Raw genomic sequence first — 22567 nt, forward strand, 5'->3', positions numbered from 1 at the left:
CCTCCCGCTCTACCGACCCCGCCGGTCACTTGGCCGCGAGGTACTCGTCGTAGATCTTCTGGTATCCGCCGTCGTCCTGGAGCTCCTTGAGCGCCTTGTTGACCGCGTCGCGCAGCTCGTCCTTCTCGCCCTTGGCGAAGGCGAAGCCGTACGACTCGTCGGTCGGGTACGTCTCGACGATCTTGTAGTCGGGGTCGTCCTGCTCGTGCACGTAGTTGACGGGCTGGTCCTGCAGGATGGCGTCGATCTGACCCGCCTGCATGGCCGGCCACAGCTCACCGTCCGAGGGGTACTGCACCAGCTGCGCACCCGGAGCGTTCTCGCCCGCGTAGGTCTCGCCGGTGGTGCCCTGCTGCACGCCGACGTTCTTGCCGTCGAGGTCGTCGATCGACTTGATGTCCGAGTCGGCGCGCACGAGGAGCGACTGCAGCGAGTCGACGTACGGGTCGGAGAAGTCGATGTTCGCCTTGCGCTCGTCGGTGATGGTCATCGCAGAGGCACCGATGTCGCACGTGCCGGCGGCGAGCGTGGTGCCGGACTGGAGCGCGTCGAAGCCCACGTCCTGCACGGCGAGCTTCAGGTCGATCTTCTCGGCGATCGCACTGAGCAGGTCGATGTCGAAGCCCGAGTAGCCGGTCTCGCTGGAGGGGTCCTCGACCTCGAACGGCGGGTAGGGGACGTCGGAGCACACGGTGAGCGTTCCGGCCTCGACGAGACCGTACTTGTCGTCGGCGGCGGGAGCGTCACTGCTTCCCGCGTCGGATGATCCGGTGGCGCAGCCGGCGAGCGCGAGGGTGGCCGTCGCCACGAGGGCGAGACCGGCGATGAGGTTGCGACGAGGCATGTCGGCTCCTGTGAGTCGAGGGCACGGAGGCCCGCTGACGGGTAGGAGTTCATCTAAACATGCGGCTCGTCGGGTGACCAATGACATAGGCATCCGCGCGCATTACGTTTGTGTTGCAAGTACGCCCCGATCACACGTGGAAACCGAGTTCCTGGGACGGTGCGACGCGGTGTCAGACCTCGAAGTCGACGGCGACGCGCGAGGCGACGACCGATCGGATGTACGCGGCGACCTCGGCGTGCGCGGGGTGCACCTGGTACTCGTCGATCGCCGCGACCGAGGGGAAGTCCGCGACGAGCGTGACGTCCCAGTTCGCCTCCGGATAGGCGACGTTCGCGCCGGCGGAGATGGAGAGGAGCTGCGGGACGACACCGTCGAGAGCGTTCAGCCGGCGAGCGACCTCGGCAGCCTGGGCACCGCGCTCGGCGGCGTCTTCGGCGGCGAGCTTCCAGGTCACGACATGGCGGATCGTCACAGGGCTTCCTTCAGTTCGGTCGGGGATTCACCACGGAGTGCGCCTTCGAGCGCCTCTCGCAGCCGGTCGGGCGAGACGCGCCAATGCGCGTGCAGCTCGCCGTCGATCAGCACGACCGGGATCTTCTCCCACCACAGCTCGTACAGGGCGGGATCGTCCTGGATCGACGCCTCCACGATCTCGATCTGCTCGGCGGCGGCGTCGGGCAGCTCGGCGACGACGGCATCGATGACGTCGGAGGCGACGTCGCACAGATGGCAGTCGGGCTTGCCGATCAGAGTCAGCGTGGTCACGCCGACGGCACCTCGACCGCGCGGCCCTGGGCGATCCACTCGCCGGTGCCGCCCTCGACGTTCGTGGCGTCGTAACCGCGCGACTCCAGAGCCTCGACCACACGAGCCGAGCGCCCGCCTGCCTGGCAGATGACGTCGAACGCCTCGGCAGGCAGCTCTTCCAGCCGGTTGCCGATCTCGGACATCGGGATGTTGACGGCCCCCGGCACATGACCGGCAGCGAACTCGTCCACCTCCCGCACATCGATGAGCGGGGTACCGGTGCGCTCGGCGAGCTCGGTGACGGTGATCGACTTCATGACATCCTCTCGGCGGGACGGAGATGCGGCCGGAGACACAAAGCGCCCGTCCGAAGACAGGCGCTCGTGTCTGGTCGCTTACTTCTTGTTGCGACGCTGGTGGCGAGTCTTACGAAGCAGCTTGCGGTGCTTCTTCTTCGCCATGCGCTTGCGGCGCTTCTTGATGACAGAACCCACGGAAACCTCACTAAGTCAGTGGCTGGGTGTCGCCGAAATCGGACACCCGGGTACGGGCACGGAAAATGCCTCGGGTCAGTCTAGCAAACCCGAAGGCGTCGCCTGTCACACGCATCTACCGCCCGCCGGCGGCGGAGCACGAGAAGGCGATCGACGTCAGCCGACGTCGGCGATCGGGCGCTGCAGCGCATCAGCCACAGCGGACTCGGGTACGCGATAGCTGCGCCCGAAACGGACGGCCGGCAACTCCCCCGCATGGACCAGCCGATACACGGTCATCTTGGACACGCGCATGAGCTCTGCGACCTCAGCAACCGTGAGGAATCGGACGTCAGGAACCTCGGGCATCCCACGTACCCCTTTCTCGATGTGCACACTCTATGTGGTAGCTGGGACGCGTGTAAACCTCTGTGACTCGTGTGATCAGTGAGGTGCGACAGACCGCGAGAACTCAGGTTCAGCCGGACTTCTTCACCTTCGCCGACCGCTCCCTGGCCTCCCGCCATGCCTGACGCTCGATCTTGCGGGCCGCCCGCAGAGCCTTCTCAGCCTCGCGCACCGCCTTCTGCGCCTCTTTGAATCGACGATCCCCGGACACCTCGGCCGGGTCGATGTCGATCCACCCCGCCGCCTCGGCGTGCATCTCTCCGCGGTCGAGACCCGCGAGGTACGCCGCGACCCCGTCGAGGGTCCGCTCGACGGCGAACCGGAACGGATCGGCCGTCGAGGTGAACACATCGTCTTCGATCGCGCGACGGAGCGCGGGGAACTCCTCGGCCGTGATCACCCGATCGAAGAGAGCGGCTTCGTGCGCGGCCACCTCATCCGGGGTGAGTCCCGTGCCGCGGGACTGCTCGGTGTAGCCGGCCTGCACGATCCCGCACCAGCGGGCATGCCCGGTCACCGCGAGCGCGACGGCCATGCGCTCTTCCGTCGTCAGCGCGGTGCCGTCGAGAGCGGCGAGCCCGGCATCCAGCCAGGCCGAGCTGTTCGGGGTGATCGGCGATCCGGTGATCGGCAGGGACAGCATCCAGGGATGGCGCAGGTAGAGCTTGACCTGCTCTTCATACAGGGCGATCAGTCGTCCGCGCCAGCCGTCCGCCTCGAGGTGGCTCTGCGGCGGCAGCCCTGTCGCCTCTTCCTGCATCAGCAGCAGCAGATCGTCCTTCGCCGTCACGTATCGGTACAGCGACATCGGCGTGAATCCGAGCCGCGCCGCGACCGCGGCCATCGACACGGCGCCGATCCCCTCGGCATCCGCCAGCTCGACGGCGGCGTCGACGATCTTCTCGACGCTCATCTCGCGCTTGGGACCACGCTGCGGGTTCGCGGCGACACCCCACGCCAGCGCGATCCCGCGTGGCAGCTCTGGCGGCTCCGTCTCAGTCATGCGCTCATCCTACTTCTGTTTATTAGCTAAACAGTGTGTTACGGTCATACACAGTTGCGTTGGTGATACACAGTTTTCTACATACACAGAAAGGAGCGCCTGATGGAGACAGCCATCGAGGTGCAGGGGCTGCGCAAGGCCTTCGGGAACAAGACCGTCGTCGACGGACTGGATTTCGCGGTCGCCCGCGGCGAGGTCTTCGCCCTGCTCGGGCCGAACGGCGCCGGCAAGACCACGACGATCAACATCCTCACCACCCTCACCGCGGCAGACGCCGGCTCGGCGCGGGTCGCCGGCTGGGACATCGGGACGCAGGCGATCGAGGTCCGGCGACGGATCAGCCTCACCGGCCAGGCGGCAGCCGTCGACGATGCACTGAGCGCGTCCGAGAACGTCGTCATGTTCGCGCGGCTCGCCGGGCTCGGACGGGCAGCCGCGCGACGACGTACCGCCGACCTGATCGACCAGTTCGATCTCACGGATGCCGCCTCCCGCATGGTGCGCACGTTCTCCGGCGGAATGCGACGTCGCCTCGACCTCGCCCTGAGCTTCGTGGTGACGCCGGAGGTGCTGTTCCTCGACGAGCCCACCACGGGTCTGGACACCCGCAGCCGTCGCAGGCTGTGGGACATCATCCGCATGCTGGCGAACGCGGGGACGACGGTCTTCCTCACCACCCAGTACCTGGAGGAGGCCGATCAGCTGGCAGACCGCATCGCCGTGCTGCACGACGGCAGGGTCGCCGCCCTCGGCACGCCTGCCGCATTGAAGGCGCGCGTCGGCGGAGACACCGTCGAACTCCACGACCGCCGTGGCGAGCTTCACCGGCAGATCCCCACCGATGGCACGGTCGCCGACCTCCGGCGAGCGCTCGACCTGCTCGACGAAGACGGAGAGGACGGCACCGTGACCCTGCGCCGCCCCACCCTCGACGACGTGTTCCTCGCCGTCACCGCGGCCGCCCCCATCGACCACCCCGCGAAGGAGCTCGCATGAACATCACCCTCGCCGCCCCTCGCTCCGCGGCACCTGCCCTCCCCGCCCCTTCACCGCGCCCGCGCCTGCGAGGCCTCACCGCCGAGGCGGTGTTCGTCGGTCGCAGCCTGCGCCACTCGCTGAGGGACGGCGAATCGCTGCTCATGGCGATCATGCTGCCCGTCATGCTCATGCTCATGTTCACGTGGGTGTTCGGCCGAGCGATCGATCCGTCCGGCGCCTACGTCGACTACGTGGTGCCCGGCATCATCCTCACCTGCGCGGGGTTCGGAGCCTCCTCCACCGCGGTGTATGTCGCGAACGACATGCGCACCGGCATCATCGACCGGTTCCGCACGATGCCGCTGCGAGCGGGGACGGTGCTGACCGGGCACGTCGTCGCGAGCGTGCTGCGCAACCTCATCGCCACGGCGATCGTGATCGGCGTAGGAGTACTCGTCGGCTTCCGTCCGAGCGCGAACGCAGGGGAGTGGGTGGGGCTCGCCGCCCTGATCGCGCTGTACATCCTCGCGATCACGTATCTGTTCGCCGCCATCGGTCTTGCCGCAGGAAGCCCGGAAGGGGCGAACGGCTACGGCTTCGTGCTGCTCTTCCTCCCCTACCTGTCCAGTGCGTTCGTCCCGGTGGCGAGCATGCCGGAGTGGTTGCAGCCGGTTGCCGCGACTCAACCGATCACACCCATCGTGGAGACGATCCGCGGGCTGCTCACGGACGCTCCCGTGCAGGGCGAGGCATGGTGGGCGATCGGCTGGTGCGTCGTCATCCTCGCGATCGCGGTCGCCTGGGGCGCGTGGCTCTTCCGCCGCAAAGCCGGGCGACGCTGAGCGGACCGGCGGCAGCGGGCATCCCCGCGAAGACATATCCCCGCGGAGCCCACATCCCAGCGGAGACATAGGCGTTCTGCGGCTTTCGCTCATCTGCCGCTGGGACTGTTGACGCCGGGCTCGTGCCGGCACCGCCGAGTCCGCCCCGGGTGTGGGGACCCGCACCTCGCCCCTGACGACAAGCCCCCCTGTCGTCAGGGGCGAGTCGTTGCGGGTCTCCGCCAGTTGACGGGGAGATCGCGCATCACCAGAGCGCTGTCGATCTGCGCCGCGCCCTGCGGAAGCCCATCGAAGAACGACGACCTGACCTCGTTCACGCGGCCCGCCTCCACGACCCAGCGCTCCGCGAACAGTTCCACGGCCTCCGCTCCCCTGCCGTCGCGTCGCGGCGACCAGCCGGTGGCGCCCGCCCGGTAGAACCGTGAAGCGTCGCCCACTGTCGGGAAGAGCGAGCTCTCCCATTCCTCCGACACCTCGACGTCTGCGGAGACGCTGGCGTCGGAGGCCTGCATCCGGACCTGGATTCGCGAGTCGGTCTCGTCGATGTCGAACCGCGCGCGCCCCTGCACACCGGGGAAGAACCGCCCCCCGCCGATGACGGGCACGATGTCCGAGGAGTGCCGCTCGATCACGTAGACGCCCGTGCGCGTGGTCCCGCCCTCGTCCCACTCGACCGCGAACCGGTGCGCGGCGTTCTCCGTCGAGATGCCCCACCGCGGTCGCAGCCAACCGGGACGCAGCTCCGTCAGCGCGATCAGGCACACCCCGCCGACCGCGCTCCCGTCGATGAGCTGCGGGCGGAAGGGGGCGGGGATCATCTCGCCGGCCACCGACGGATCGACCCGATACGTCAGCAGCAGACGGCGCCGCATACGGCCGCGAAGTGTGCGCATGAGGAGGTTCATGCCTAGAATTTAACAGCTTTGCTAAATAGCTACAAGCCTTTGATGCGGTCGGGCCGCGTTGCTCGAACCGTCACGCTCCGAGCCGCTTGAGCGCGTTCGCGACGACGTGCTTCGCGGAGGCGGCCGCCCGTCCGACGACCTCGGCGGCATGCGCCGCGCTTTCGGGAACCGCGTGGTAATCGATGTCGGGTGCGCTGTCGCCGTAGGCGTCGACCAGGAACGGCACCAGCCAGTCGTCCACGACTTCGAGCGGCTCGACCGCGAGGCTGTAGAAACGGCGCTGACCGTCTTCGCGCACGGTGACCAGCTCGGCGTCGCGCAGCACCTTCAGGTGCTTCGACACGGTGGGCTGGCTGATGCCCAGATCGGCGACGATCTGGCTGACGCTGGTGCCGGCCTCCCCTTCGGTCGTGCGCCGCAGCAGGAGCTGGAGGATGTCTCGCCTCGTACCGTCTGCGATCACGTCGAAGATGTCCGTCATGAGTTCAGGGTAGTCGTCCCCGGCACGGAGTACCATGACGAAGGCTCGGCGACAGGCGCCGTGCGGTCGCTCGGCGCGGCCGAAGGAGAAACCAGAGGGGGCAGCGATGTCGGGCATCGTTTCGGCGTCGTCCCCGCGGCAGAGCCTGAAGAGTGCGGCCGGATGGGTCAAGCACCTCGTCACCTCGTCGCCGTCGCGCTTCGCGATCGTCGTCTTCGCGCTGCTGATCCTCGTGTTCACGGTCCTCCTCTCCCTGCCGATCGCCTCAGCGAGCGGCACGGTCACGCCGCTGAGCGACGCCCTCTTCACCGCTGTCTCCACCATCTGCGTCACCGGACTCGCAACGGTCGACATGGCCAACTACTGGTCCCCCTTCGGACACGTCGTGGTGTTCCTCGGCGTGAACATCGGCGCCCTGGGCGTCCTCACCCTCGCGTCTCTCATGGGCATGCTGATCTCGAAGCGCCTCGGCCTGCGTGCCAAGCTGATGGCCGCCGGCGACACGAATCCGATGCGCGCGCACGGCGGCGTGGTCAACGAGAGCCAGACCGTGCGGCTCGGCGAAGTCGGCCAGCTGCTGACCACCGTCGCCGTCTCGGCGCTCATCATCGAGGGATCGCTCGCGATCCTCCTCTATCCCGCGCTCGTGATGGCCGGGGTCGACCCGATCGCGGCGCTCTGGGAGGCGCCCTACTTCGCGGCGATGGCGTTCACGAACACCGGCTTCGCCCCCAACGACGGCGGCGTCGCGGTGTTCGCCGACGACTACCTGGTGCTCTCGCTCCTCATGGTGGGCGTCTTCCTCGGCAGCATCGGCTTCCCCGTCATCTACACGCTCGCCAAGCACGTCTGGCACGTGAAGCGCTGGTCCCTGCACACCAAGCTCACCCTCGTCACGACCATCCTCCTGTTCATCCTGGGCGCGGCCGTCTTCGTCATCCTCGAGTTCAACAACCCGAAGACCTTCGGCTCCATGGACGCCACCGACACCACCTTCCAGGCGTTCTTCCTCTCGGCGATGACCAGATCCGGCGGTTTCAACGTGATCGAGATGGACGACCTGAACGGGTCCTCGCTGCTCGCGGCCAGCATGCTGATGTTCGTCGGCGGCGGCTCGGCGTCGACGGCCGGCGGCATCAAGGTGACCACCCTCGCCGTGCTCGCCATCGCCGTGTGGTCCGAGGCCAAGGGCCGTCAGTCCGTCGAGGCGTTCGGCCGCCGCATCCCGAGCGACGTGCAGCGCGTGGCCCTCAGCGTCGTCGCATGGGGGGCCACGATCGTCGCGCTGTCGACGATCGTCATCGCCCAGATCACCAAGGCCGATATCAGCCACGTGCTGTTCGACGTGATCTCGGCGTTCGGCACGGTCGGCCTGTCGACGGGGCTCACTGCGGAACTTCCCGATTCGGCCTCGTACGTGATGGCCGCGACCATCTTCATGGGCCGCGTTGGTACAGTGACACTCGCCGCGGCGGTCGCCGCGACATCGCGAACGCAGTACTACTCACTGCCCGTGGAAAGGCCGATCGTTGGTTGAAGTCCTGCGGGGCGACGCTCCCGTCCTCGTCATCGGTCTCGGCAGGTTCGGCGCTGCCTGCGCCGGAGAGCTCGATCGCCTCGACCGCGAGGTGCTCGCGATCGACGACAACCTCGAACTCGTGCAGAAGTGGTCCGACCGGGTCACGCACACCGTGCAGGCCGACGCGAAGAACATCGACGCGCTGCGTCAGATCGGCGCCCAGGACTTCCAGGTCGCGGTCGTCGCCGTCGGATCCTCGATCGAGGCGTCGGTGCTGATCACCGCGAACCTCGTCGACCTGAAGGTGCCGCAGATCTGGGCCAAGGCCGTCTCCCAGTCGCACGGCAAGATCCTCGCCCGTGTCGGCGCCAACCACGTCATCTACCCCGAGCGCGAAGCGGGTGAGCGCGTGGCGCACCTCGTGAGCGGACGGATGCTCGACTTCATCCGCTTCGACGACGACTTCGTCCTCGCCAAGATGTACCCGCCGAAGTTCATCCGCGGCGTCGGACTGAACGAGTCCGGCGTGCGATCCAAGTACAAGGTCACCGTCGTCGGGGTGAAGAGTCCGGGCAAGCCGTTCCGCTACGCCGAGGCGAACACGATCGTGACGAACCACGACCTCATCATCGTCTCGGGCACCAACAGCGACATCGAGCGCTTCGCCGGCCTCGACCGCTGACGACGCGTCGTCCGGTCTGCCGACTCCCCCTCGCGGCGGATGTGAGGGTCCCCGCCGTCGTGATGGGATGGGACCCATGACCGACCACACCGCGGCTCCTCCCGTCCTCGCCCTTCGCGGGCTTCGCAAGCAGTTCGGGCAGAAGGTCGCCGTCGACAGTCTCTCCCTCGACGTGCCGGCCGGATCCATGCTGGGGCTGCTCGGCCCGAACGGGGCGGGCAAGACCACCACCCTCGCGATGGCCACGGGCCTGCTGCGTCCCGATGCGGGAACCGCCTGGGTGCTCGGTGCGGACGTGTGGCAGAACCCCGCCGAGGCGAAGGCGCGGATGGGCGTGCTCCCCGATGGCATCCGCATGCTCGACCGACTGACCGGCGCCGAGTTGCTGCGATACACCGGGCTCCTGCGCGGCATGGCCGAGGCGGACGTCGTCTCCCGGACCGTCGACCTGCTCGAGGCCCTCGGGCTCGCCGACGCCCGCGACACGCTCGTCGTCGACTACTCCGCGGGCATGCGCAAGAAGATCGGACTCGCCTGCGCGCTGATCCACGCTCCGCGCCTGCTCATCCTCGACGAGCCGCTCGAGGCCGTGGACCCGGTGTCGGGCGAGACGATCCGGCAGATCCTGCGATCATTCGTCGACGGCGGCGGCACGGTCGTGCTTTCCAGCCACGTGATGGAACTCGTCGAATCGATGTGCGACAGAGTCGCCATCGTCGCCGAGGGACGCCTGCTCGCGCACGGCCCGCTCGACGAGGTGCGAGCCGGCCTCTCGCTGCAGCAGCGCTTCCTCACGCTCGTGGGGGCGCACGACCTCGGAACGGAGACGCTCGCATGGTTGCGCTCCTCGTAAGTCTGCGCTGGCGGCAGCTCCGCCATCAGTTGTCCCGCAATCCCTGGATGATCGTCACCTTGATCATCACGGGCATGGTGGCGCTCGGGCTCCTCGCCGGGCTCACCGCCGGACTCGTCGCGCTGCGCTTCGCCGCGCCGGACGGCGCCGTCACCGCCATCGTGCTCACCGGCTCGGTGATCGTGCTCGGATGGTGGATCGGTTCGATCCTGGTCAGCGCCGACGACTCGCTCGCTCCCGAGCGCTTCGCTCTGCTGCCCGTGACCGCACCCGCACTGCTGCCGGGTTTCGTCGTCGCCGGCGCCACGACCATCGGTGGCATCGGCACCACGGTCGCCCTGCTGCTGATGCTGCTCGGCTGGTCGGTCAGCATGCCCGCTCTGTTGAGCGCCGTGATCATGATCCCGGTGGCCGTCATCACCTGTGTGCTCGGTGCCCGCGTGGTGAGCGGCCTCCTCGCCGGGTGGCTGGCGCGCCGCAGCACACGCGACCTGGTGCTGACCCTCGGCGTGCTGCTCGCCGCCTCGTCCGGCCTCATCCTCAACCTGGGGATCGGGGCCTTGACCAGGGTCGGTGACGTCGGAGAGGCGTTCACCACCATCGCCGACATCGCCGCCTGGACACCGGTGGGTGCCGTATTCGGGGTATCCGCCGCGGCTGCACAAGGTGACATCCCCACCGCCGCGCTCCGACTGCTGATCGCCCTCGCGACGGTGGTCGTGCTGTGGTTCGCGTCGCAGCGGCTGCTGGCCGCGCGACTCGTCTCGCCGATCCAGAGCAGCGGGGGCGGACGGGTGCGTTCCGGCGGTCTGCTCGACCGGGTGCTGCCGGCGAACTCGATGGGGGCGATCGCCGCACGGTCGCTGCGCTACTTCCGTCGTGATCCGCGCCAACTGGTCAACATCGTGATGCTTCTGCTGCTGCCGGCGATCTTCATCGGCATCGCGCTGATGAACGGTCTGCAGGAGGAGGCGATCGGCTTCGCCCCGGCCATCACCCTGATCCCCGCGATCAACGCCCTGCTCGCCGGAACGATCGTGCAGATGGCGATCGCCTACGACAACGATGCCGTCGCCATCCACATCCTCACCGGGGTCAGCGGTGCCGCCGACCGCGCGGGACGCCTGCTCGGCTTCGGGCTGATCGCGGTTCCGGTGACGATCGTGCTGTGCGTGGCGACCTGCCTCCTCGCCGGACGTCCCGACCTGCTGCCGGGCAGTCTCGGCGCCGCTCTCGGCCTGACGGCGATCGCCGGCGGCGCCGGTGCATGGGTGGGGAGCTTCCTCCCCGGACGCGCACCCGCCCCGGAGGCGAATCCCTTCGGACGCGGCTCGTCCGGAGGAGTGCAGTCGTTGCTCGCGATGATCATCATCGGTCCGATCACGCTCGCCCTCGGTGCCCCCGCACTCGGATTCGCGATCGCGGCGATCTGGAACCCCGCCCTCGGCTGGGTCAGCCTCGCATGCGGCATCGCGTTCGGCGGACTGGCGATCTGGGGTGGAACCGTGCTCGGCGGGAGGGTCCTGGATCGTCGCTGGCCCGAGGTGCTCGCCGACGTGTCCAGCGAGAGCTGAGCGAGACCGGAACCCGTCAGGCGTCGATGTCGAGGATGACCTCGATCACGTCGTCCACGCCGAGGCCCTCGCGGTCCTGGAGTGCTTTCTTGATCGGCACGATGTATCCGCCGTCCTTCGGCCAGAGGGCGGTGGTCGTCGTGGTCTCGCCGACCGTGACCGATGCGGGGATCATTCCCCATCCGTATGTGACGACGGATGCGATCTCGTGGATCAACTCGCTCTCGGCCGCCGGCACCGTGACGAAATGGAAGGGCGCAGGACCCCGCCAGTACCAGATCGTGCCCTCGATCCGCAGCTGCATGATTCAGGCTCCGGCGGCGAGCTCTCTGGCGCGCGCGAGTGCAGCGGCCGCGGCATCGGCGAAGGTGGCGTCGAGGTGTGCATCCTGCAGGACGGCCACCGCCCGCTCGGTCGTTCCCTTCGGGCTCGTGACCCGGCGGCGCAGTTCCGCAGGGTCCTCGCCCGAGGCGTCGAGCAGAGCCGTCGCGCCGATGAACGTCTGCTCGACCATCAGTCGCGCGTCGGCGTCGTCGAAGCCCATGCCGACGGCGGCCTTCGTGAACTCCTCGATCAGTAGATAGACGTAGGCGGGTCCGGAGCCCGAGATCGTCGACAGCGCGTCGATCTGCGACTCTGGCACCTCGACGACGACCCCGACAGTCTCGAAGAGGCGACGGACGAGGGCCAGATCCTCATCCGAGACGGCCGCACCGGCGGCGAGACCCGTGACCCCCTTGCGGACGGTGGACGGGGTGTTGGGCATGGAGCGGATGACGCGGGCATCCGCACCGAGCACATCGGCGAAGGTCTGTAGCGTGACGCCGGCGGCGACGCTCACCACGATCGTGTCGGCGGCGAGGTGCGGGGCGATCTCGCGGAGCAGGTCGGGCACCATGGCCGGCTTCACGCCGACCAGCACGATGCGGGCGCCCTCCACCGCCTCGGCATTGCCGTCCGGCCGCTCGGCGAGCGCGATGCTCGCGACGCCGTCGAGTCCGGCGAAGGCCTCCGCCTTCTCCGCGGTGCGGTTCGTCGCGGCGATGCCGCCGTCGATGTGGATACCCGAGGCGACCACCCCACGGAGGATCGCACCACCCATCGAGCCGGCACCGAGGAAAGCGAGCGAAGGAAGCGAGTCAGCCATGTCGTCATCCTACGGCGGGCACTCCGACATCCTCGGGCGGGCGGTTCTAGACTCGTCCCATGAGTGCATCCGGAGGCAACAAGGCCATCGTCGCGGCGTTCCTGGCGAACATGGGCATCGCCCTCGCGAAGTTCATCGCCTGGGCCCTCTCCGGGTCTGCCTCGATGCTCGCGGAGGCGATCCACTCCGTCGCCGACTCCGGAAACCAGCTGCTGCTGATGCTGGGAGGGCGCAAGGCCCGACGCGAGGCCGACCGTGCGCACCCGTTCGGGTACGGGCGAGAGCGCTACGTCTACGCCTTCGTCGTCTCGATCATCCTCTTCTCGGTCGGTGGTCTCTTCGCGATCTACGAAGGCGTCGAGAAGCTCACGAATCCGCACGAGCTCGACAAGACGTGGTGGTGGCTGCCGCTCGTCGTGCTCGTCGTCGCGATCGGGCTCGAATCCTTCTCGCTGCGCACCGCCGTGCGCGAGAGCAACCTCGTGCGGGAGAAGGGCCAGTCGTGGGTGTCGTTCGTGCGTCGTTCGAAGGCACCTGAGCTCCCGGTCGTGCTGCTCGAAGACGTGGGAGCGCTGACCGGCCTCACGTTCGCCCTTCTCGGCGTCGGCCTCACCCTCATCACGGGCAACCCGATGTTCGATGCACTCGGCACCGTGATGATCGGTGTGCTGCTGGTGCTGATCGCGATCGTGCTGGGCGTCGAGACGAAGAGCCTCCTGGTCGGTGAAGGCGCGACGCAGGCGGACCACGACCGTATCGTGGACGCGATCAACGCGGGCGATGAGATCGAGAAGATCATCCACATGAAGACGCTCTACCTCGGCCCGGACGAGCTGATGGTCGCCGCGAAGATCGCGCTGAACGCCGACAAGCCGCTGCGCGAGGCCGCCGACGACATCAACGCGATCGAGGCCCGTATCCGCGAGGCCGTTCCGGTGGCGCGGATCGTCTACATCGAGCCCGACGTGTACCGCCCGGCGATCGACCCCGAGCCCTCCACCGACGTCTTTGTACTGAAGTCGTCCGACTGAGCGGGGCTCGACTCAGCGACGCTGCTCGAAGAACCAACGCAGCACCGCTGTGGCCGCGTCGGCCTGGACGCCACCGATGACCTCGGCCCGGTAGGGCAGCCGGCGATCGCGCAGCACGTCGTACATGGACCCGGCCGCTCCGGCCTTGTCGTCCCAGGCTCCGAACACCACACGGCCGACGCGGGACTGCAGGATGGCACCGGCACACATGATGCACGGCTCGAGGGTGACCACGAGCGTGTGCCCGTCGAGGTTCCAGGAACCGACGGACGCCGCCGCGCGCCGCAGCGCCTCGATCTCGGCGTGACCGGTCGGATCGTGGGTCTCCTCGCGGGTGTTGCGCCCTTCGGCGATGATCCGCCCTCCCCCGTCGATCACGACGGCGCCGACGGGGATCTCGGATGCCGCGGCCGCCTCGGCGGCGAGCACGAGGGCGCGCTGCATCGCGAGGTCGTCTGCAGCGGTCATGCGTCGAGCCTACGACAGCCGCCGAGCGCGGGCGGAGCTTCGATGTCGTGCCCGACCGCGCGGCGCATTACCCTGTATCCATGCGTGTTCACGTGGCCGACCACCCTCTCATCACTCACAAGCTCTCGGTACTGCGCGATGCGCGCACGCCGTCGCCGGTCTTCCGGCAGCTCACGGAGGAGCTCGTCACGCTGCTCGCGTACGAGGCGACACGCAACGTGAAGGTCAGCCCGATCGAGATCACGACCCCGGTGACCACCACGACGGGCGTGAAGATCTCGGAACCGCGACCGATCGTCGTGCCGATCCTGCGTGCCGGTCTCGGCATGCTCGAAGGCCTCGTGAAGCTGCTCCCGACCGCCGAGGTCGGCTTTCTCGGCATGGTGCGCGACGAGACCACGTTCGAGCCGACGACCTACGCCGAGCGTCTGCCCGATGATCTGAGCGACCGTCAGTGCTTCGCGATCGACCCGATGCTGGCGACCGGGGGTTCGCTGGCCGCCGCGATCCAGTTCCTGTTCGACCGCGGTGCGAAGGACGTCACGGCGATCTGCCTGCTCGGCACCCCGGAGGGCGTCGCCGCGATCGAGGCGATGGCGGGCGACCGCGATGTGACCCTCGTGCTCGGCGCGCTCGACGAGCGCCTCGACGAGAAGGGGTACATCGTGCCCGGGCTCGGCGACGCCGGCGATCGGCTCTACGGCACGGTCTGACTCGAGCCCGCTCCGCCGGTGTCAGGCGTCGAGAGTCAGGCGGTAGGCGCGCTCGTCGCCGAAGTGAGTGAAGCCGGCGCGCGCCAGGATCGGCGCCGACGTCGAGATGCGCCCCTTGACGAGCGCCGTCCTCGCTCCCCAGGCTGAGCCTTCTCGGAGTCGCTCGGCGAGCACCGCGCGGTACGCGCCGCGACCACGGTACTCCGGCAGCGTCGAAGCACCCCAGAGCCGGACGAATCCACCGTCGATCGTGCACCCTCCGGTGCTGACCGCCCGGCCGCCGATCCGCGCGAGAATCCGGAAGCCTTCGCGAGTCTCGAGCGCGGTCGTCACCTCGGCGAGCTCCGCCCGCAGGCCTTGCGGATCGAGGGGCTCCTGCTGCCACACGGGCACGTTGACCGCGTCGACGTCACGCACCTGCTCCAGCGTGCGCACGACCTCGACGGTGATGTCGTCCGGCACATCGACTGCTGCGACTCCATCGACCGGGCGAGCGAACACCGCCACCGTGTCGATGTGCTCCGCTCCCCGCCGACGAAGCTCCTCCTCGACGTCCGGACGGTCGGAGGGGTTCGTCCAGAAGGTGAATCTCGACGCGCCCCACGCTCTCGTCCGCTCCAGAGCATGGTCGACGATCTCCGTGGGATCGAGGACGGAGCGCACCTGGGAACCACGGACTCCGCCGCCGAATCTCGACGGATCCCGCACGAGGAGCAGCTCACTGCGCTCGTGCTCACTGTCGCGCGGGAACCACACCCAGGCCGCAGCCGCGCGCAGGATCTCGTCTGTCGAGTGCGCGCGCCTCGGCTTGCTCATTCCGCCGCTCCGACCAGACGGGCGAAGGCGCTGAGCCGTGCCACTCCCTCCGGCGTGTACGGCAGATCGTCGAGCAGCGCGGGCGAGTGGATCAGGTAGGCGACGACCTGCGCACGGGAGATCGCCACGTTGAGCCGGTTCTGCAGCAGCAGGAACTCGGGGCCGCGCGGGGCATCCCTCCCGCTCGATGCCGCCAGCGAGGTGATCGAGACGACAGCCTCCTTGCCCTGGAAGTTGTCGACCGTGCCCACAGGAACGTCGGGGAAACCCGCGTCGGAAAGCGCGTCGAGCACCAGCTGACGCTGCGCGTTGTAGGGCGTGACGACGATGATGTCGGACGGCGCGAGCGGCCTCGTCGAGGCGTCGGGGTCGTTGTCGGTGAACGTTCTCCCGACCAGATCGCGCACGAGTCGCACGACCTCCGCGGCCTCCTCGGGCGATTGGGTCGCATTGCCGCGATGACGCAGCGGCACGACGTGCAGTCCCGGCTCGATGCCGTCGAGCGCCCGGAGCTCGGTTCCGGGGGCCGAGGCGAGCTGTCCGGCGTAGGCGAGCTTCGACACCGGCGCGGCCACGAACGGATGCATCCGCCAGGATCGCGCGAGGAAGTAGCCGTACTCGGATCGCACGACCGGGTCACCGTCCATCACCCAGCCGAGCGCAGACGTGTCGACCGGCTCGGGGTGGGCGCCCTGGCTCACCTGGGGGAGCTGTTGCGGATCGCCGAGGAGCAGCAGCCGCTTCGCCCCAGCCGCGACGGCGATCGTCGAGGCGAGCGAGAACTGACCCGCCTCGTCGATCACGAGAAGATCGAGGCCTGCACGGTCGACACGCTGGGTGTTGCTGAAATCCCAGGCCGTGCCACCGACGACGGCCCCCTCGCCCGCGTGCTCGGCGAGGAACGATGCCATGCCGTTCTTCGGGATCACGGTGTACGGCGGCTCTGCCTCGGGATCTTTCGGCGCCTTCGCGACCTGCGCCGGCGCGACGCCGTCGGCGACGATGCGCGCGAGAAGGGTCTCGATGATCGCATGCGACTGCGCCACGACGCCGACTTTGAAACCGTGTTCGTTCACCAGGCGCGCGATCACACGCGATCCGGTGTAGGTCTTCCCTGTTCCCGGAGGGCCCTGCACCGCCAGGTAGCTGCGGTCGAGGTCGAGCACACCACGCACGATCGCATCGATCGTGTCGTCGCGGGCCGGGGGCAGTGCTTCGCCCGATGTCGTGCGCGGGGGAATTCGACGCAGGATGTCGGTCGCCGCGTCGTGCGGGAAGCCGGGGGCGGCCGCGTGCACGGCATCGGCCCACTCGTCGATCGCTCCCTGCAGTGAGACCACGCGCGGAGGCGCCGCCGGGGTGAGAGCGAGCGGCAGCTCGTCCCAGGTCTGACCCTGCACTGCCGACTCGGAGACGAGGTAGCCGTCGTCGAGCACCTCGACCACCGTGACGGTGTGCGGCACGTGGACGGCGCGTGAAGGCACCTCGGTGTCGAAGGGGGCCGGGACCTCGTAGAGCGCGAACGGCTGCGCCCCCGGGCCGAGCGTCGTGCCGGGCGACACCTCGCCGCGGATCTCGATGTCACGCGACATCACACGTCGTCCCTCGCCGATGCTCCACTCGCGGCGCACGACCGACGACGGGCGATCGACCTTCACCACATCACGCGTGCCGTCCCACATCGTCACCGGCTCTCGCAGCCGCTGGAAATGCGACACCCAGAAGCTCTTCGCCTCGCGGGGGAAGTAGTCGATGGCCGCGGCGGCGATACGGTGCACGAGCCCGTCGCTGCCGTCTTCCACGGCGCGTTCCGCATCGGCGAGCAGCGCGACGGAACGGGGGGACGGCTCGTAGATGACCTCGTCGGCATCGTCGGGCGGCGCGGGCGTCACGCCCTTCCGGCGTGCGATGTCGATGAGCCAGTTGCGCAGGCGTCGTGTCGACACGCAGTCATAGCGGTTGTAATCGGCGAGGTCGGCCAGCACTGCGTCGGCCTCGGCTTTCTCCCCCGCCGCCGCGAGCTCACGAGCGGCGACGTACTGCACGATCGAGTCGTCGCCCTTCTGCACGTCGCTGGTGCGCACGTCATCGCCCATGTAGAGCGGTTCGAGTTTCTTGATCGAGTACGACCGGGAGCCGACCCGGACGGTCCGCAGCACGAGCGGGTAGAGGTCGACGAACACGCCCTCGCGCAGCAGCCGATCGACCTCGCCCTCGCGCACTCCGTGCCGCGCGGCCATCGCCACGAGGTGCGAGGTCTCGTACGGCGCGTAGTGGTAGATGTGCATGCCGGGATGCGCCAGCCTGCGCGCATTGACGAAGTCGAGGAACATCTCGAGAGCCCGCTTCTCGTCGGCGAAGGTATGAGCCCACAACGCCGAGTACTGGTCCGCGTTGTCGACCCAGCCGAAGAGGTAGTCGATCCCCCACAGCGCCTCGCCGTCGGGAGCGGGTTCGGTGTAGAGCGGGTCGCCCTCGAAGTCGAAGAAGATATCGCCGTGACTGGGCAACGGGAGTGTGTGGATCGCCTGCGCGTAGTGGACGTCGAATGTCGGTGCTCCCTCGGCGTCAGCCCGCAGCTGCAGACGCGCCTGGGCTCGGAGAGTCTCGAACGTGTCGACGTTCATGCCCATGGGAGCTTCGGGTGCCACGGCCAACTCGTCGATCGTCTCGATGCCGGATGCCCGCAGACGTGCTCGCTGCACCGGACGCATCCGCGCCACCATCAGGAGATCGCGATGCGCGAGCACCTGCTCCTCGCAGGTGGCGCAGCGGCCACAGGCCACGATCTGGAGGTCGCCGCGATCATCGCCCCATGCGAGCGGCGCGCCCGACGCACCCTCGGCGATGCGTCGATCGGCGATGAGGGCACGCAGTCGCGACCGCCGCACCTGGAACAGCGGAAGGAGATCGTCGACGGCGTGCGTGCTGAGCGTGCCGTCGCCGAGGATGAGGTCGACCTCGTCGGAGCGCGGGATGCCGAGGCGATCGAGCTGGTCGACATATGCCGCCAACTGCATGAGCGCCGTGACACGGGCCTTGCGGGCGAGCTTGGAGTCCTGCACCCGCCAGCGGCCGTCGTGATCCTTGCGGAGGAAGTCGGCGAAACCGACGAACTCCTCGGTCGCGAAAGCCGCCTGGAAGACGACCTCCGCATCCGAGCGGAGGGCGGCAATGGTCTCGTCGACCGCAGCCGCCAATGCATCGGCATCGACGGAAGAGACCTTCTCGATGCGGTGGACGTTCTCGTCACCGAGGTCGTCGATGTAGCGGGCCAGCACGTTCTGCTCGTGCACATCGCCCAACTCGGCGGCCCGCTTCAGGGTCGCGTCTTCCGGCTCTTCGACCGCCGGCACTCTTCCGAGCTTCGCGTCGATCGCCCGACACCACGCGAACTCGCACTCCGCGGCCGCCTTGAGGTCGCTCGCGCTCCAGATGACGCGCTGCGCCTGAGTGTCGATCCGCACGATGCTCCCGTTCTGTCGGATGCTTCGACACTATCCGCGGCATCCGACACGGGCGAAAGCGTGGGCCTCCCCGGGAAAGCGGGTCAGCGCCACCAGGTGTCGTCGGGCGTCACCGGAAGATGGCGCTTGTGCTGCGTCGCGAGGTACCTCGCCTCGATGCGGCCGGCGACCTCGGGCTCGACGTCGCGCCCTTCCAGGAAGTCGTCGATCTGCTCGTAGGTGAGCCCCAGCTCGTCCTCGTCGGCACGGCCGGGCTGGCCGTCGAGCAGGTCGGCGGTCGGCACCTTGAACGCGAGGCGGTCCGGAGCACCGAGGAACTGCAGCAGCGAACGCCCCTGCCGTTTGCTCAGCCCCGACAACGGCAGGACGTCAGCCGCGCCGTCGCCGAACTTCGTGTAGAAGCCGGTCACGGCCTCGGCGGCGTGATCGGTGCCTATGACGAGCATCCCGTCGTGGCCGGCGAGGGCGTACTGCGTGACCATGCGGACGCGGGCCTTGATGTTGCCGCGGTTGAAGTCGCTGATGTCGCTCGTGACCGCGAACTCGATGTCCTCCTCGACCCCGTCGACACCGTTCTGGATGTTGACCTCGACCGAGGAGTCGGGTGCGATGAACTCGAGGGCGGCCTCGGCGTCTGCCGCGTCGTGCTGCACGCGGTAGGGCAGACGCACGGCGAGGAACTTCGCCTCGCCTCCCTCGGACCGCACCCGTTCGACCGCGAGCTGTGCGAGGCGTCCGGCCAGCGTGGAGTCCTGCCCACCGGAGATGCCGAGCACGAAGCCCTTCGCGCCGGTCGAGCGAAGGTACTCGACGAGGAACCCGACCCGGCGCTCGACCTCGGCCTCCGGGTCGATCTCCGGCCGGACGCCGAGGTCTTCAGAGATCTGCTGCTGCAACGACATGTCATCCTCCGTCTTGTCCTCGAATCAGTATCGCCCCTCTGTGTTACGCACGGGTGACGCCGCGGCGTTCGCACGTTCCTGCCAGTGAAGTCCTGAGAGAATGGGGCGGTGAAGCTCCTCGTCGCTGCCCTTGATTCCGAACTGTCCGCCTTCCCGGAAGAGCTGGACGGCTTCGACCGACTCGTGACCGGCCCCGGCAAGCTGCCGGCGACGTATGCGCTCACCCGCGCGCTCGATGCCCGGGTCTACGACGAGATCGTGGTCGTGGGCACGGCGGGCGCGATCGACCCCGCTCTCGAGGCAACCGTGCATGAGGTCGGAACCGCATTCCAGCACGACGTGACCGACCTCGACGGCGTCCGTGGCCAGCACGTCTCCCTTCCGGCGCGCGTCAGCACCGGAAGGGAAGGTGTTCTGATCGCCACCGGTGACCACTTCGTGGAGGACGCCGAAGTCACCGCCGTGATCCGTCCGTCGGGGGCGGCCCTGGTCGACATGGAGACGTACGCCTTCATCTGGGTCGCCGCACAGTTCGATGTGCCGATCCGCGTGTTCCGCGCCGTCTCCGATCAGGCCGAGGACGGTGCGCTGACGGATTGGCGCGAGGCCGTCGCACGATGCAGCGTGCAGCTGCGCGACTTCATCCGCAGCGAGTACGGCGTCTGACGAAGGGGGCGCCCTCCCGCGCTCGCGTCAGCCTCGGTCTCGGGTCAGCGCGCCTCGATGACGCTGGGTCCGTTCGGCAATGCGCGCACCGTGAGCTGGGCGGGGATCTGCTCCTGCATGGCCTCGACGTGACTGATCACTCCGACGGTGCGGCCCCCCTGCCGCAGTTCGTCGAGAGTTCGCATGGCGACATCGAGCGTGTCGCCGTCGAGGGAACCGAATCCTTCGTCGATGAAGAGCGTATCGAGACGGATGCCGCCCGCGCGCGCGGTCACGACCTCAGCCAGCCCGAGGGCGAGGGCGAGCGATGTGAGGAACGTCTCGCCCCCTGACAGCGACTGCGGCGGCCTGGTCTGCCCCGTGAAGGCGTCGAAGACCACGATGCCGAGTCCGGATGCCGCCCCGCGGGCAGCGAGCGCATCGGAGTGCTGCAGCTGATACCGACCGGCGGACATGTCGTGCAGTCGACGGTTGGCCGCCTCGACGATCTCCTCGAGCTCCGCGGCCAGCACGAACGTCTCCAGCGTCATCTTGCGGGTGTTGGCACCTCGCCCCGCGATCGTGTCGGCGAGGTTCTGCAGCACCTCGAACTCCGCGGCATCGTCGGCGGTGCGAGCCTGCTCGTCCGAAGCCGAGTCGATCAGCCCTCCGAGCCGCTCTGCGGTTCCCGCGGCTCTGGCGGCTTCGTCGACCGCGCGCGTCCAGACGCTGCGCGCGTCCGCCGATGCCTGCTCGGCCGGCGCGAGGTCTATCGGCTCTTCCGGCAGCGTGCGCAACTCGAGGTCGAACAGGATGGCCCGTTCCTTCTCTCGTTGCACCGCATGCTGCGCGATCCGCGTGTCGAGCGCCTCCTGCTCTGTGGCCGAGCGCAGAGCGTCTTCCGCCGCCGCCTCGTCATCGAACACGGAGTCTGCGAGCGCGGCCTCGCGCTCCGCCTCGGCTTCGGCGAGAACTTCGACCCTGCGTGCCCGCTCCGAGATGGCATGGATCACGGCGCGCGCCGCGGCGATCTTCGCCTCGGTGTCGGACATCCGTGCGGCAACCGTGTCGAAACCGCCCCGCGCCTCGGCGATCAGCTCGTGTGCCTCCGCGCTGCGCTGGCGGAGGAGCGCATGCCGTTCGCGCAGTTCTGCGAGAGCCCTGGCATCGTCTTCCCGCTCGGCGTCGAGGAGTTCGACACGGGCGACGAGTTCGTCCATGCGACCGTCGAGCGTCTTCAGCTCCTCGGCGGCGGCACGGCTGCTCGAGAGTGCCGCAGCGGCCTCGGCGTACTCGCTCTCGGCCTGTTCGACATCCCGACCGTCGGCGCGGGCGGTGACGGCGGCGAGTTCGGCGCGCAACGTCGAGGAGCTCGACGCCAGATCACGCTCCTTCTGCGATGCGGCATCCCGCGCGCCCTCTGCGGCGGCGATGTCTTCGGGCGAGACCGGATCCGAATGCGTGGCCGGCGCCGGATGATCGAGCGAGCCGCAGACCGGACAGGGGTGCTCGTCGCGGAGCGTCGAGGCGAGCTCTCCGGCCATGCCGTCGGCTCGTCGCTGACGCAGTCGCGCCAGAGCCGACTGCGTATCCGCGTGCAGCGCGGTGGCCTGCGAGAGCTCCTGCTCGAGGGAGATCTCGGCGATTCGCAGCCGTTCCACCTCGTGCGCCGCCGTGAGGCGTAGCTCTGCCGCCTGCTGCGCGGCCTGCCGGTCTTCCCCCCGATCGGCGAGGCGACGGGTCTCGTCGCGCAGCGTGTGCAACGCGGCGATCTCGTCGGGAAGCGCGGCACGCCTCACGTTCGCAGCTTCGATGCGCGCGGTCGCTGCCACGACCGCCTCCTCCGCTGCTCGGACTTCGGCGTCGAGCGTCGGCGCGCTCTCCTCGAGTTCTCGCGCGCGTTGCCAGGCACCGCTCTCTCTGGTCGCCGCCGCCGTCCAGGCCTCGAGGTCGCCGTCCACGTCGAGACCGAGCGCCTCGCCCGCCGCGTGGGCGTCCTGTTCGTCTCGGGAGGCGACAGCGAGCGCGGAATGCGCGCGCGCCACTGCGGCGATCGTCGACCGCAG

General features: G+C 68.6%; 25 protein-coding genes. 9 read left to right on the forward strand and 16 right to left on the reverse strand.

Features of this window, described 5'->3' with window-relative positions:
• Positions 1-25: 25 nt before the first annotated feature.
• From B2869_RS07560 to B2869_RS07590, 7 genes are all read right to left on the reverse strand, one after another.
• A complete protein-coding gene (locus tag B2869_RS07560) occupies positions 26-844 on the reverse strand; it encodes a basic amino acid ABC transporter substrate-binding protein (RefSeq protein ID WP_021198054.1) in 819 nt (272 codons plus the stop codon).
• Positions 845-1016: 172 nt separating this feature from the next.
• Positions 1017-1319 carry a Dabb family protein gene (locus B2869_RS07565; protein WP_021198055.1) on the reverse strand — a complete coding sequence of 101 codons (303 nt, stop codon included), beginning with the start codon at positions 1317-1319 and terminating at the stop codon, positions 1017-1019.
• Entirely contained in the window at positions 1316-1612 is a 297-nt protein-coding gene (locus B2869_RS07570) for a glutaredoxin family protein (RefSeq protein ID WP_021198056.1), read from the reverse strand. The genes B2869_RS07565 and B2869_RS07570 overlap by 4 nt, the downstream gene beginning before the upstream one ends.
• Entirely contained in the window at positions 1609-1911 is a 303-nt protein-coding gene (locus B2869_RS07575; RefSeq protein WP_021198057.1) for a rhodanese-like domain-containing protein, read from the reverse strand. Before B2869_RS07575 ends, B2869_RS07570 begins: the two co-directional genes overlap by 4 nt.
• A gap of 78 nt (positions 1912-1989) precedes the next feature.
• Positions 1990-2088, reverse strand: coding sequence for a 30S ribosomal protein bS22 (locus tag B2869_RS07580; RefSeq protein ID WP_003792170.1), 99 nt, complete (start codon positions 2086-2088; stop codon positions 1990-1992).
• A 156-nt stretch (positions 2089-2244) separates the two neighbouring features.
• Complete coding sequence (locus B2869_RS07585; protein WP_017204627.1) at positions 2245-2436, reverse strand: helix-turn-helix domain-containing protein; 192 nt, start codon at positions 2434-2436, stop codon at positions 2245-2247.
• 109 nt (positions 2437-2545) lie between these two features.
• A complete protein-coding gene (locus B2869_RS07590) occupies positions 2546-3478 on the reverse strand; it encodes a TetR/AcrR family transcriptional regulator (RefSeq protein WP_292764578.1) in 933 nt (310 codons plus the stop codon).
• Between the two features lie 102 nt (positions 3479-3580).
• Between B2869_RS07590 and B2869_RS07595 the strand changes: the two genes are divergently transcribed.
• Complete coding sequence (locus B2869_RS07595) at positions 3581-4474, forward strand: ATP-binding cassette domain-containing protein (RefSeq protein ID WP_292764581.1); 894 nt, start codon at positions 3581-3583, stop codon at positions 4472-4474.
• Positions 4471-5298: an ABC transporter permease gene (locus tag B2869_RS07600; protein ID WP_292764585.1), complete on the forward strand. Its 828-nt coding sequence runs from the start codon at positions 4471-4473 to the stop codon at positions 5296-5298. Before B2869_RS07595 ends, B2869_RS07600 begins: the two co-directional genes overlap by 4 nt.
• A 194-nt stretch (positions 5299-5492) precedes the next feature.
• Here the strand turns inward: B2869_RS07600 and B2869_RS07605 are convergent, their stop codons facing one another.
• Positions 5493-6203 (reverse strand): DUF2071 domain-containing protein, encoded by a 711-nt coding sequence (locus tag B2869_RS07605; RefSeq protein WP_292764588.1) that lies wholly within the window; start codon positions 6201-6203, stop codon positions 5493-5495.
• 70 nt (positions 6204-6273) lie between these two features.
• Entirely contained in the window at positions 6274-6684 is a 411-nt protein-coding gene (locus B2869_RS07610; RefSeq protein WP_029259762.1) for an ArsR/SmtB family transcription factor, read from the reverse strand.
• Between the two features lie 106 nt (positions 6685-6790).
• On the opposite strand from B2869_RS07610, the gene B2869_RS07615 reads away from it, so the two are divergent.
• The 4 genes from B2869_RS07615 (at position 6791) to B2869_RS07630 (ending at position 11312) form a co-directional block, all read left to right on the forward strand.
• A complete protein-coding gene (locus tag B2869_RS07615; RefSeq protein ID WP_292764592.1) occupies positions 6791-8221 on the forward strand; it encodes a TrkH family potassium uptake protein in 1431 nt (476 codons plus the stop codon).
• Positions 8214-8885, forward strand: coding sequence for a potassium channel family protein (locus B2869_RS07620; protein WP_021198064.1), 672 nt, complete (start codon positions 8214-8216; stop codon positions 8883-8885). Before B2869_RS07615 ends, B2869_RS07620 begins: the two co-directional genes overlap by 8 nt.
• Positions 8886-8961: 76 nt before the next feature.
• Positions 8962-9738 carry an ABC transporter ATP-binding protein gene (locus tag B2869_RS07625; protein WP_029259761.1) on the forward strand — a complete coding sequence of 259 codons (777 nt, stop codon included), beginning with the start codon at positions 8962-8964 and terminating at the stop codon, positions 9736-9738.
• Complete coding sequence (locus tag B2869_RS07630) at positions 9720-11312, forward strand: hypothetical protein (protein ID WP_292764597.1); 1593 nt, start codon at positions 9720-9722, stop codon at positions 11310-11312. The genes B2869_RS07625 and B2869_RS07630 overlap by 19 nt, the downstream gene beginning before the upstream one ends.
• 16 nt (positions 11313-11328) lie before the next feature.
• On the opposite strand, the gene B2869_RS07635 is transcribed toward B2869_RS07630, so the two are convergent.
• Together B2869_RS07635 and proC are read right to left on the reverse strand one after the other, a co-directional pair.
• A complete protein-coding gene (locus B2869_RS07635) occupies positions 11329-11616 on the reverse strand; it encodes a DUF1905 domain-containing protein (RefSeq protein WP_292764600.1) in 288 nt (95 codons plus the stop codon).
• A 3-nt stretch (positions 11617-11619) separates the two neighbouring features.
• On the reverse strand, positions 11620-12459 hold the full coding sequence (gene proC, locus B2869_RS07640; RefSeq protein WP_292764603.1) for a pyrroline-5-carboxylate reductase: 840 nt from the start codon (positions 12457-12459) through the stop codon (positions 11620-11622).
• A 59-nt stretch (positions 12460-12518) separates the two neighbouring features.
• On the opposite strand from proC, the gene B2869_RS07645 reads away from it, so the two are divergent.
• Entirely contained in the window at positions 12519-13490 is a 972-nt protein-coding gene (locus B2869_RS07645) for a cation diffusion facilitator family transporter (RefSeq protein ID WP_021198069.1), read from the forward strand.
• A 12-nt stretch (positions 13491-13502) separates the two neighbouring features.
• On the opposite strand, the gene tadA is transcribed toward B2869_RS07645, so the two are convergent.
• Positions 13503-13958 (reverse strand): tRNA adenosine(34) deaminase TadA, encoded by a 456-nt coding sequence (gene tadA, locus B2869_RS07650; RefSeq protein ID WP_292764606.1) that lies wholly within the window; start codon positions 13956-13958, stop codon positions 13503-13505.
• 80 nt (positions 13959-14038) lie between these two features.
• Here tadA and upp point away from each other — a divergent pair, with 80 nt between their 5' ends.
• The gene (gene upp, locus B2869_RS07655) at positions 14039-14671 is read left to right on the forward strand and encodes a uracil phosphoribosyltransferase (RefSeq protein WP_021198071.1); all 633 of its coding nucleotides are present in this window, start codon (positions 14039-14041) and stop codon (positions 14669-14671) included.
• Positions 14672-14692: 21 nt separating this feature from the next.
• On the opposite strand, the gene B2869_RS07660 is transcribed toward upp, so the two are convergent.
• From B2869_RS07660 to nadE, 3 genes are all read right to left on the reverse strand, one after another.
• Complete coding sequence (locus B2869_RS07660; RefSeq protein ID WP_292764609.1) at positions 14693-15487, reverse strand: GNAT family N-acetyltransferase; 795 nt, start codon at positions 15485-15487, stop codon at positions 14693-14695.
• Positions 15484-18954 carry a TM0106 family RecB-like putative nuclease gene (locus tag B2869_RS07665; RefSeq protein WP_292764612.1) on the reverse strand — a complete coding sequence of 1157 codons (3471 nt, stop codon included), beginning with the start codon at positions 18952-18954 and terminating at the stop codon, positions 15484-15486. Before B2869_RS07665 ends, B2869_RS07660 begins: the two co-directional genes overlap by 4 nt.
• A gap of 83 nt (positions 18955-19037) precedes the next feature.
• The gene (gene nadE / locus B2869_RS07670) at positions 19038-19856 is read right to left on the reverse strand and encodes an ammonia-dependent NAD(+) synthetase (protein ID WP_029259755.1); all 819 of its coding nucleotides are present in this window, start codon (positions 19854-19856) and stop codon (positions 19038-19040) included.
• Positions 19857-19964: 108 nt separating this feature from the next.
• Here nadE and B2869_RS07675 point away from each other — a divergent pair, with 108 nt between their 5' ends.
• Positions 19965-20522, forward strand: a complete 558-nt coding sequence (locus tag B2869_RS07675; protein ID WP_021198075.1) for a hypothetical protein — start codon at positions 19965-19967, stop codon at positions 20520-20522.
• A gap of 44 nt (positions 20523-20566) precedes the next feature.
• Here B2869_RS07675 and B2869_RS07680 read toward each other — a convergent pair.
• A partial coding sequence (locus tag B2869_RS07680) for an SbcC/MukB-like Walker B domain-containing protein (RefSeq protein WP_292764618.1) occupies positions 20567-22567 on the reverse strand: 2001 nt, incomplete at its 5' end.

The sequence above is a fragment of the Microbacterium sp. UBA3486 genome (assembly GCF_002377845.1).
GTDB lineage: Bacteria > Actinomycetota > Actinomycetes > Actinomycetales > Microbacteriaceae > Microbacterium > Microbacterium maritypicum_A.

What these genes read in the sequence shown, in the direction of transcription:
- B2869_RS07630 (WP_292764597.1), top strand. Translation starts at nt 9,720, where the DNA reads ATGGTTGCGCTCCTCGTAAGTCTGCGCTGGCGGCAGCTCCGCCATCAG.
- B2869_RS07605 (WP_292764588.1), bottom strand. Translation starts at nt 6,203, where the DNA reads ATGAACCTCCTCATGCGCACACTTCGCGGCCGTATGCGGCGCCGTCTG.
- proC (WP_292764603.1), bottom strand. Translation starts at nt 12,459, where the DNA reads ATGGCTGACTCGCTTCCTTCGCTCGCTTTCCTCGGTGCCGGCTCGATG.
- B2869_RS07585 (WP_017204627.1), bottom strand. Translation starts at nt 2,436, where the DNA reads ATGCCCGAGGTTCCTGACGTCCGATTCCTCACGGTTGCTGAGGTCGCA.
- B2869_RS07635 (WP_292764600.1), bottom strand. Translation starts at nt 11,616, where the DNA reads ATGCAGCTGCGGATCGAGGGCACGATCTGGTACTGGCGGGGTCCTGCG.
- B2869_RS07660 (WP_292764609.1), bottom strand. Translation starts at nt 15,487, where the DNA reads ATGAGCAAGCCGAGGCGCGCGCACTCGACAGACGAGATCCTGCGCGCG.
- B2869_RS07615 (WP_292764592.1), top strand. Translation starts at nt 6,791, where the DNA reads ATGTCGGGCATCGTTTCGGCGTCGTCCCCGCGGCAGAGCCTGAAGAGT.
- B2869_RS07590 (WP_292764578.1), bottom strand. Translation starts at nt 3,478, where the DNA reads ATGACTGAGACGGAGCCGCCAGAGCTGCCACGCGGGATCGCGCTGGCG.
- B2869_RS07645 (WP_021198069.1), top strand. Translation starts at nt 12,519, where the DNA reads ATGAGTGCATCCGGAGGCAACAAGGCCATCGTCGCGGCGTTCCTGGCG.
- nadE (WP_029259755.1), bottom strand. Translation starts at nt 19,856, where the DNA reads ATGTCGTTGCAGCAGCAGATCTCTGAAGACCTCGGCGTCCGGCCGGAG.
- upp (WP_021198071.1), top strand. Translation starts at nt 14,039, where the DNA reads ATGCGTGTTCACGTGGCCGACCACCCTCTCATCACTCACAAGCTCTCG.
- B2869_RS07575 (WP_021198057.1), bottom strand. Translation starts at nt 1,911, where the DNA reads ATGAAGTCGATCACCGTCACCGAGCTCGCCGAGCGCACCGGTACCCCG.
- B2869_RS07600 (WP_292764585.1), top strand. Translation starts at nt 4,471, where the DNA reads ATGAACATCACCCTCGCCGCCCCTCGCTCCGCGGCACCTGCCCTCCCC.
- B2869_RS07625 (WP_029259761.1), top strand. Translation starts at nt 8,962, where the DNA reads ATGACCGACCACACCGCGGCTCCTCCCGTCCTCGCCCTTCGCGGGCTT.
- B2869_RS07610 (WP_029259762.1), bottom strand. Translation starts at nt 6,684, where the DNA reads ATGACGGACATCTTCGACGTGATCGCAGACGGTACGAGGCGAGACATC.
- B2869_RS07595 (WP_292764581.1), top strand. Translation starts at nt 3,581, where the DNA reads ATGGAGACAGCCATCGAGGTGCAGGGGCTGCGCAAGGCCTTCGGGAAC.
- tadA (WP_292764606.1), bottom strand. Translation starts at nt 13,958, where the DNA reads ATGACCGCTGCAGACGACCTCGCGATGCAGCGCGCCCTCGTGCTCGCC.
- B2869_RS07560 (WP_021198054.1), bottom strand. Translation starts at nt 844, where the DNA reads ATGCCTCGTCGCAACCTCATCGCCGGTCTCGCCCTCGTGGCGACGGCC.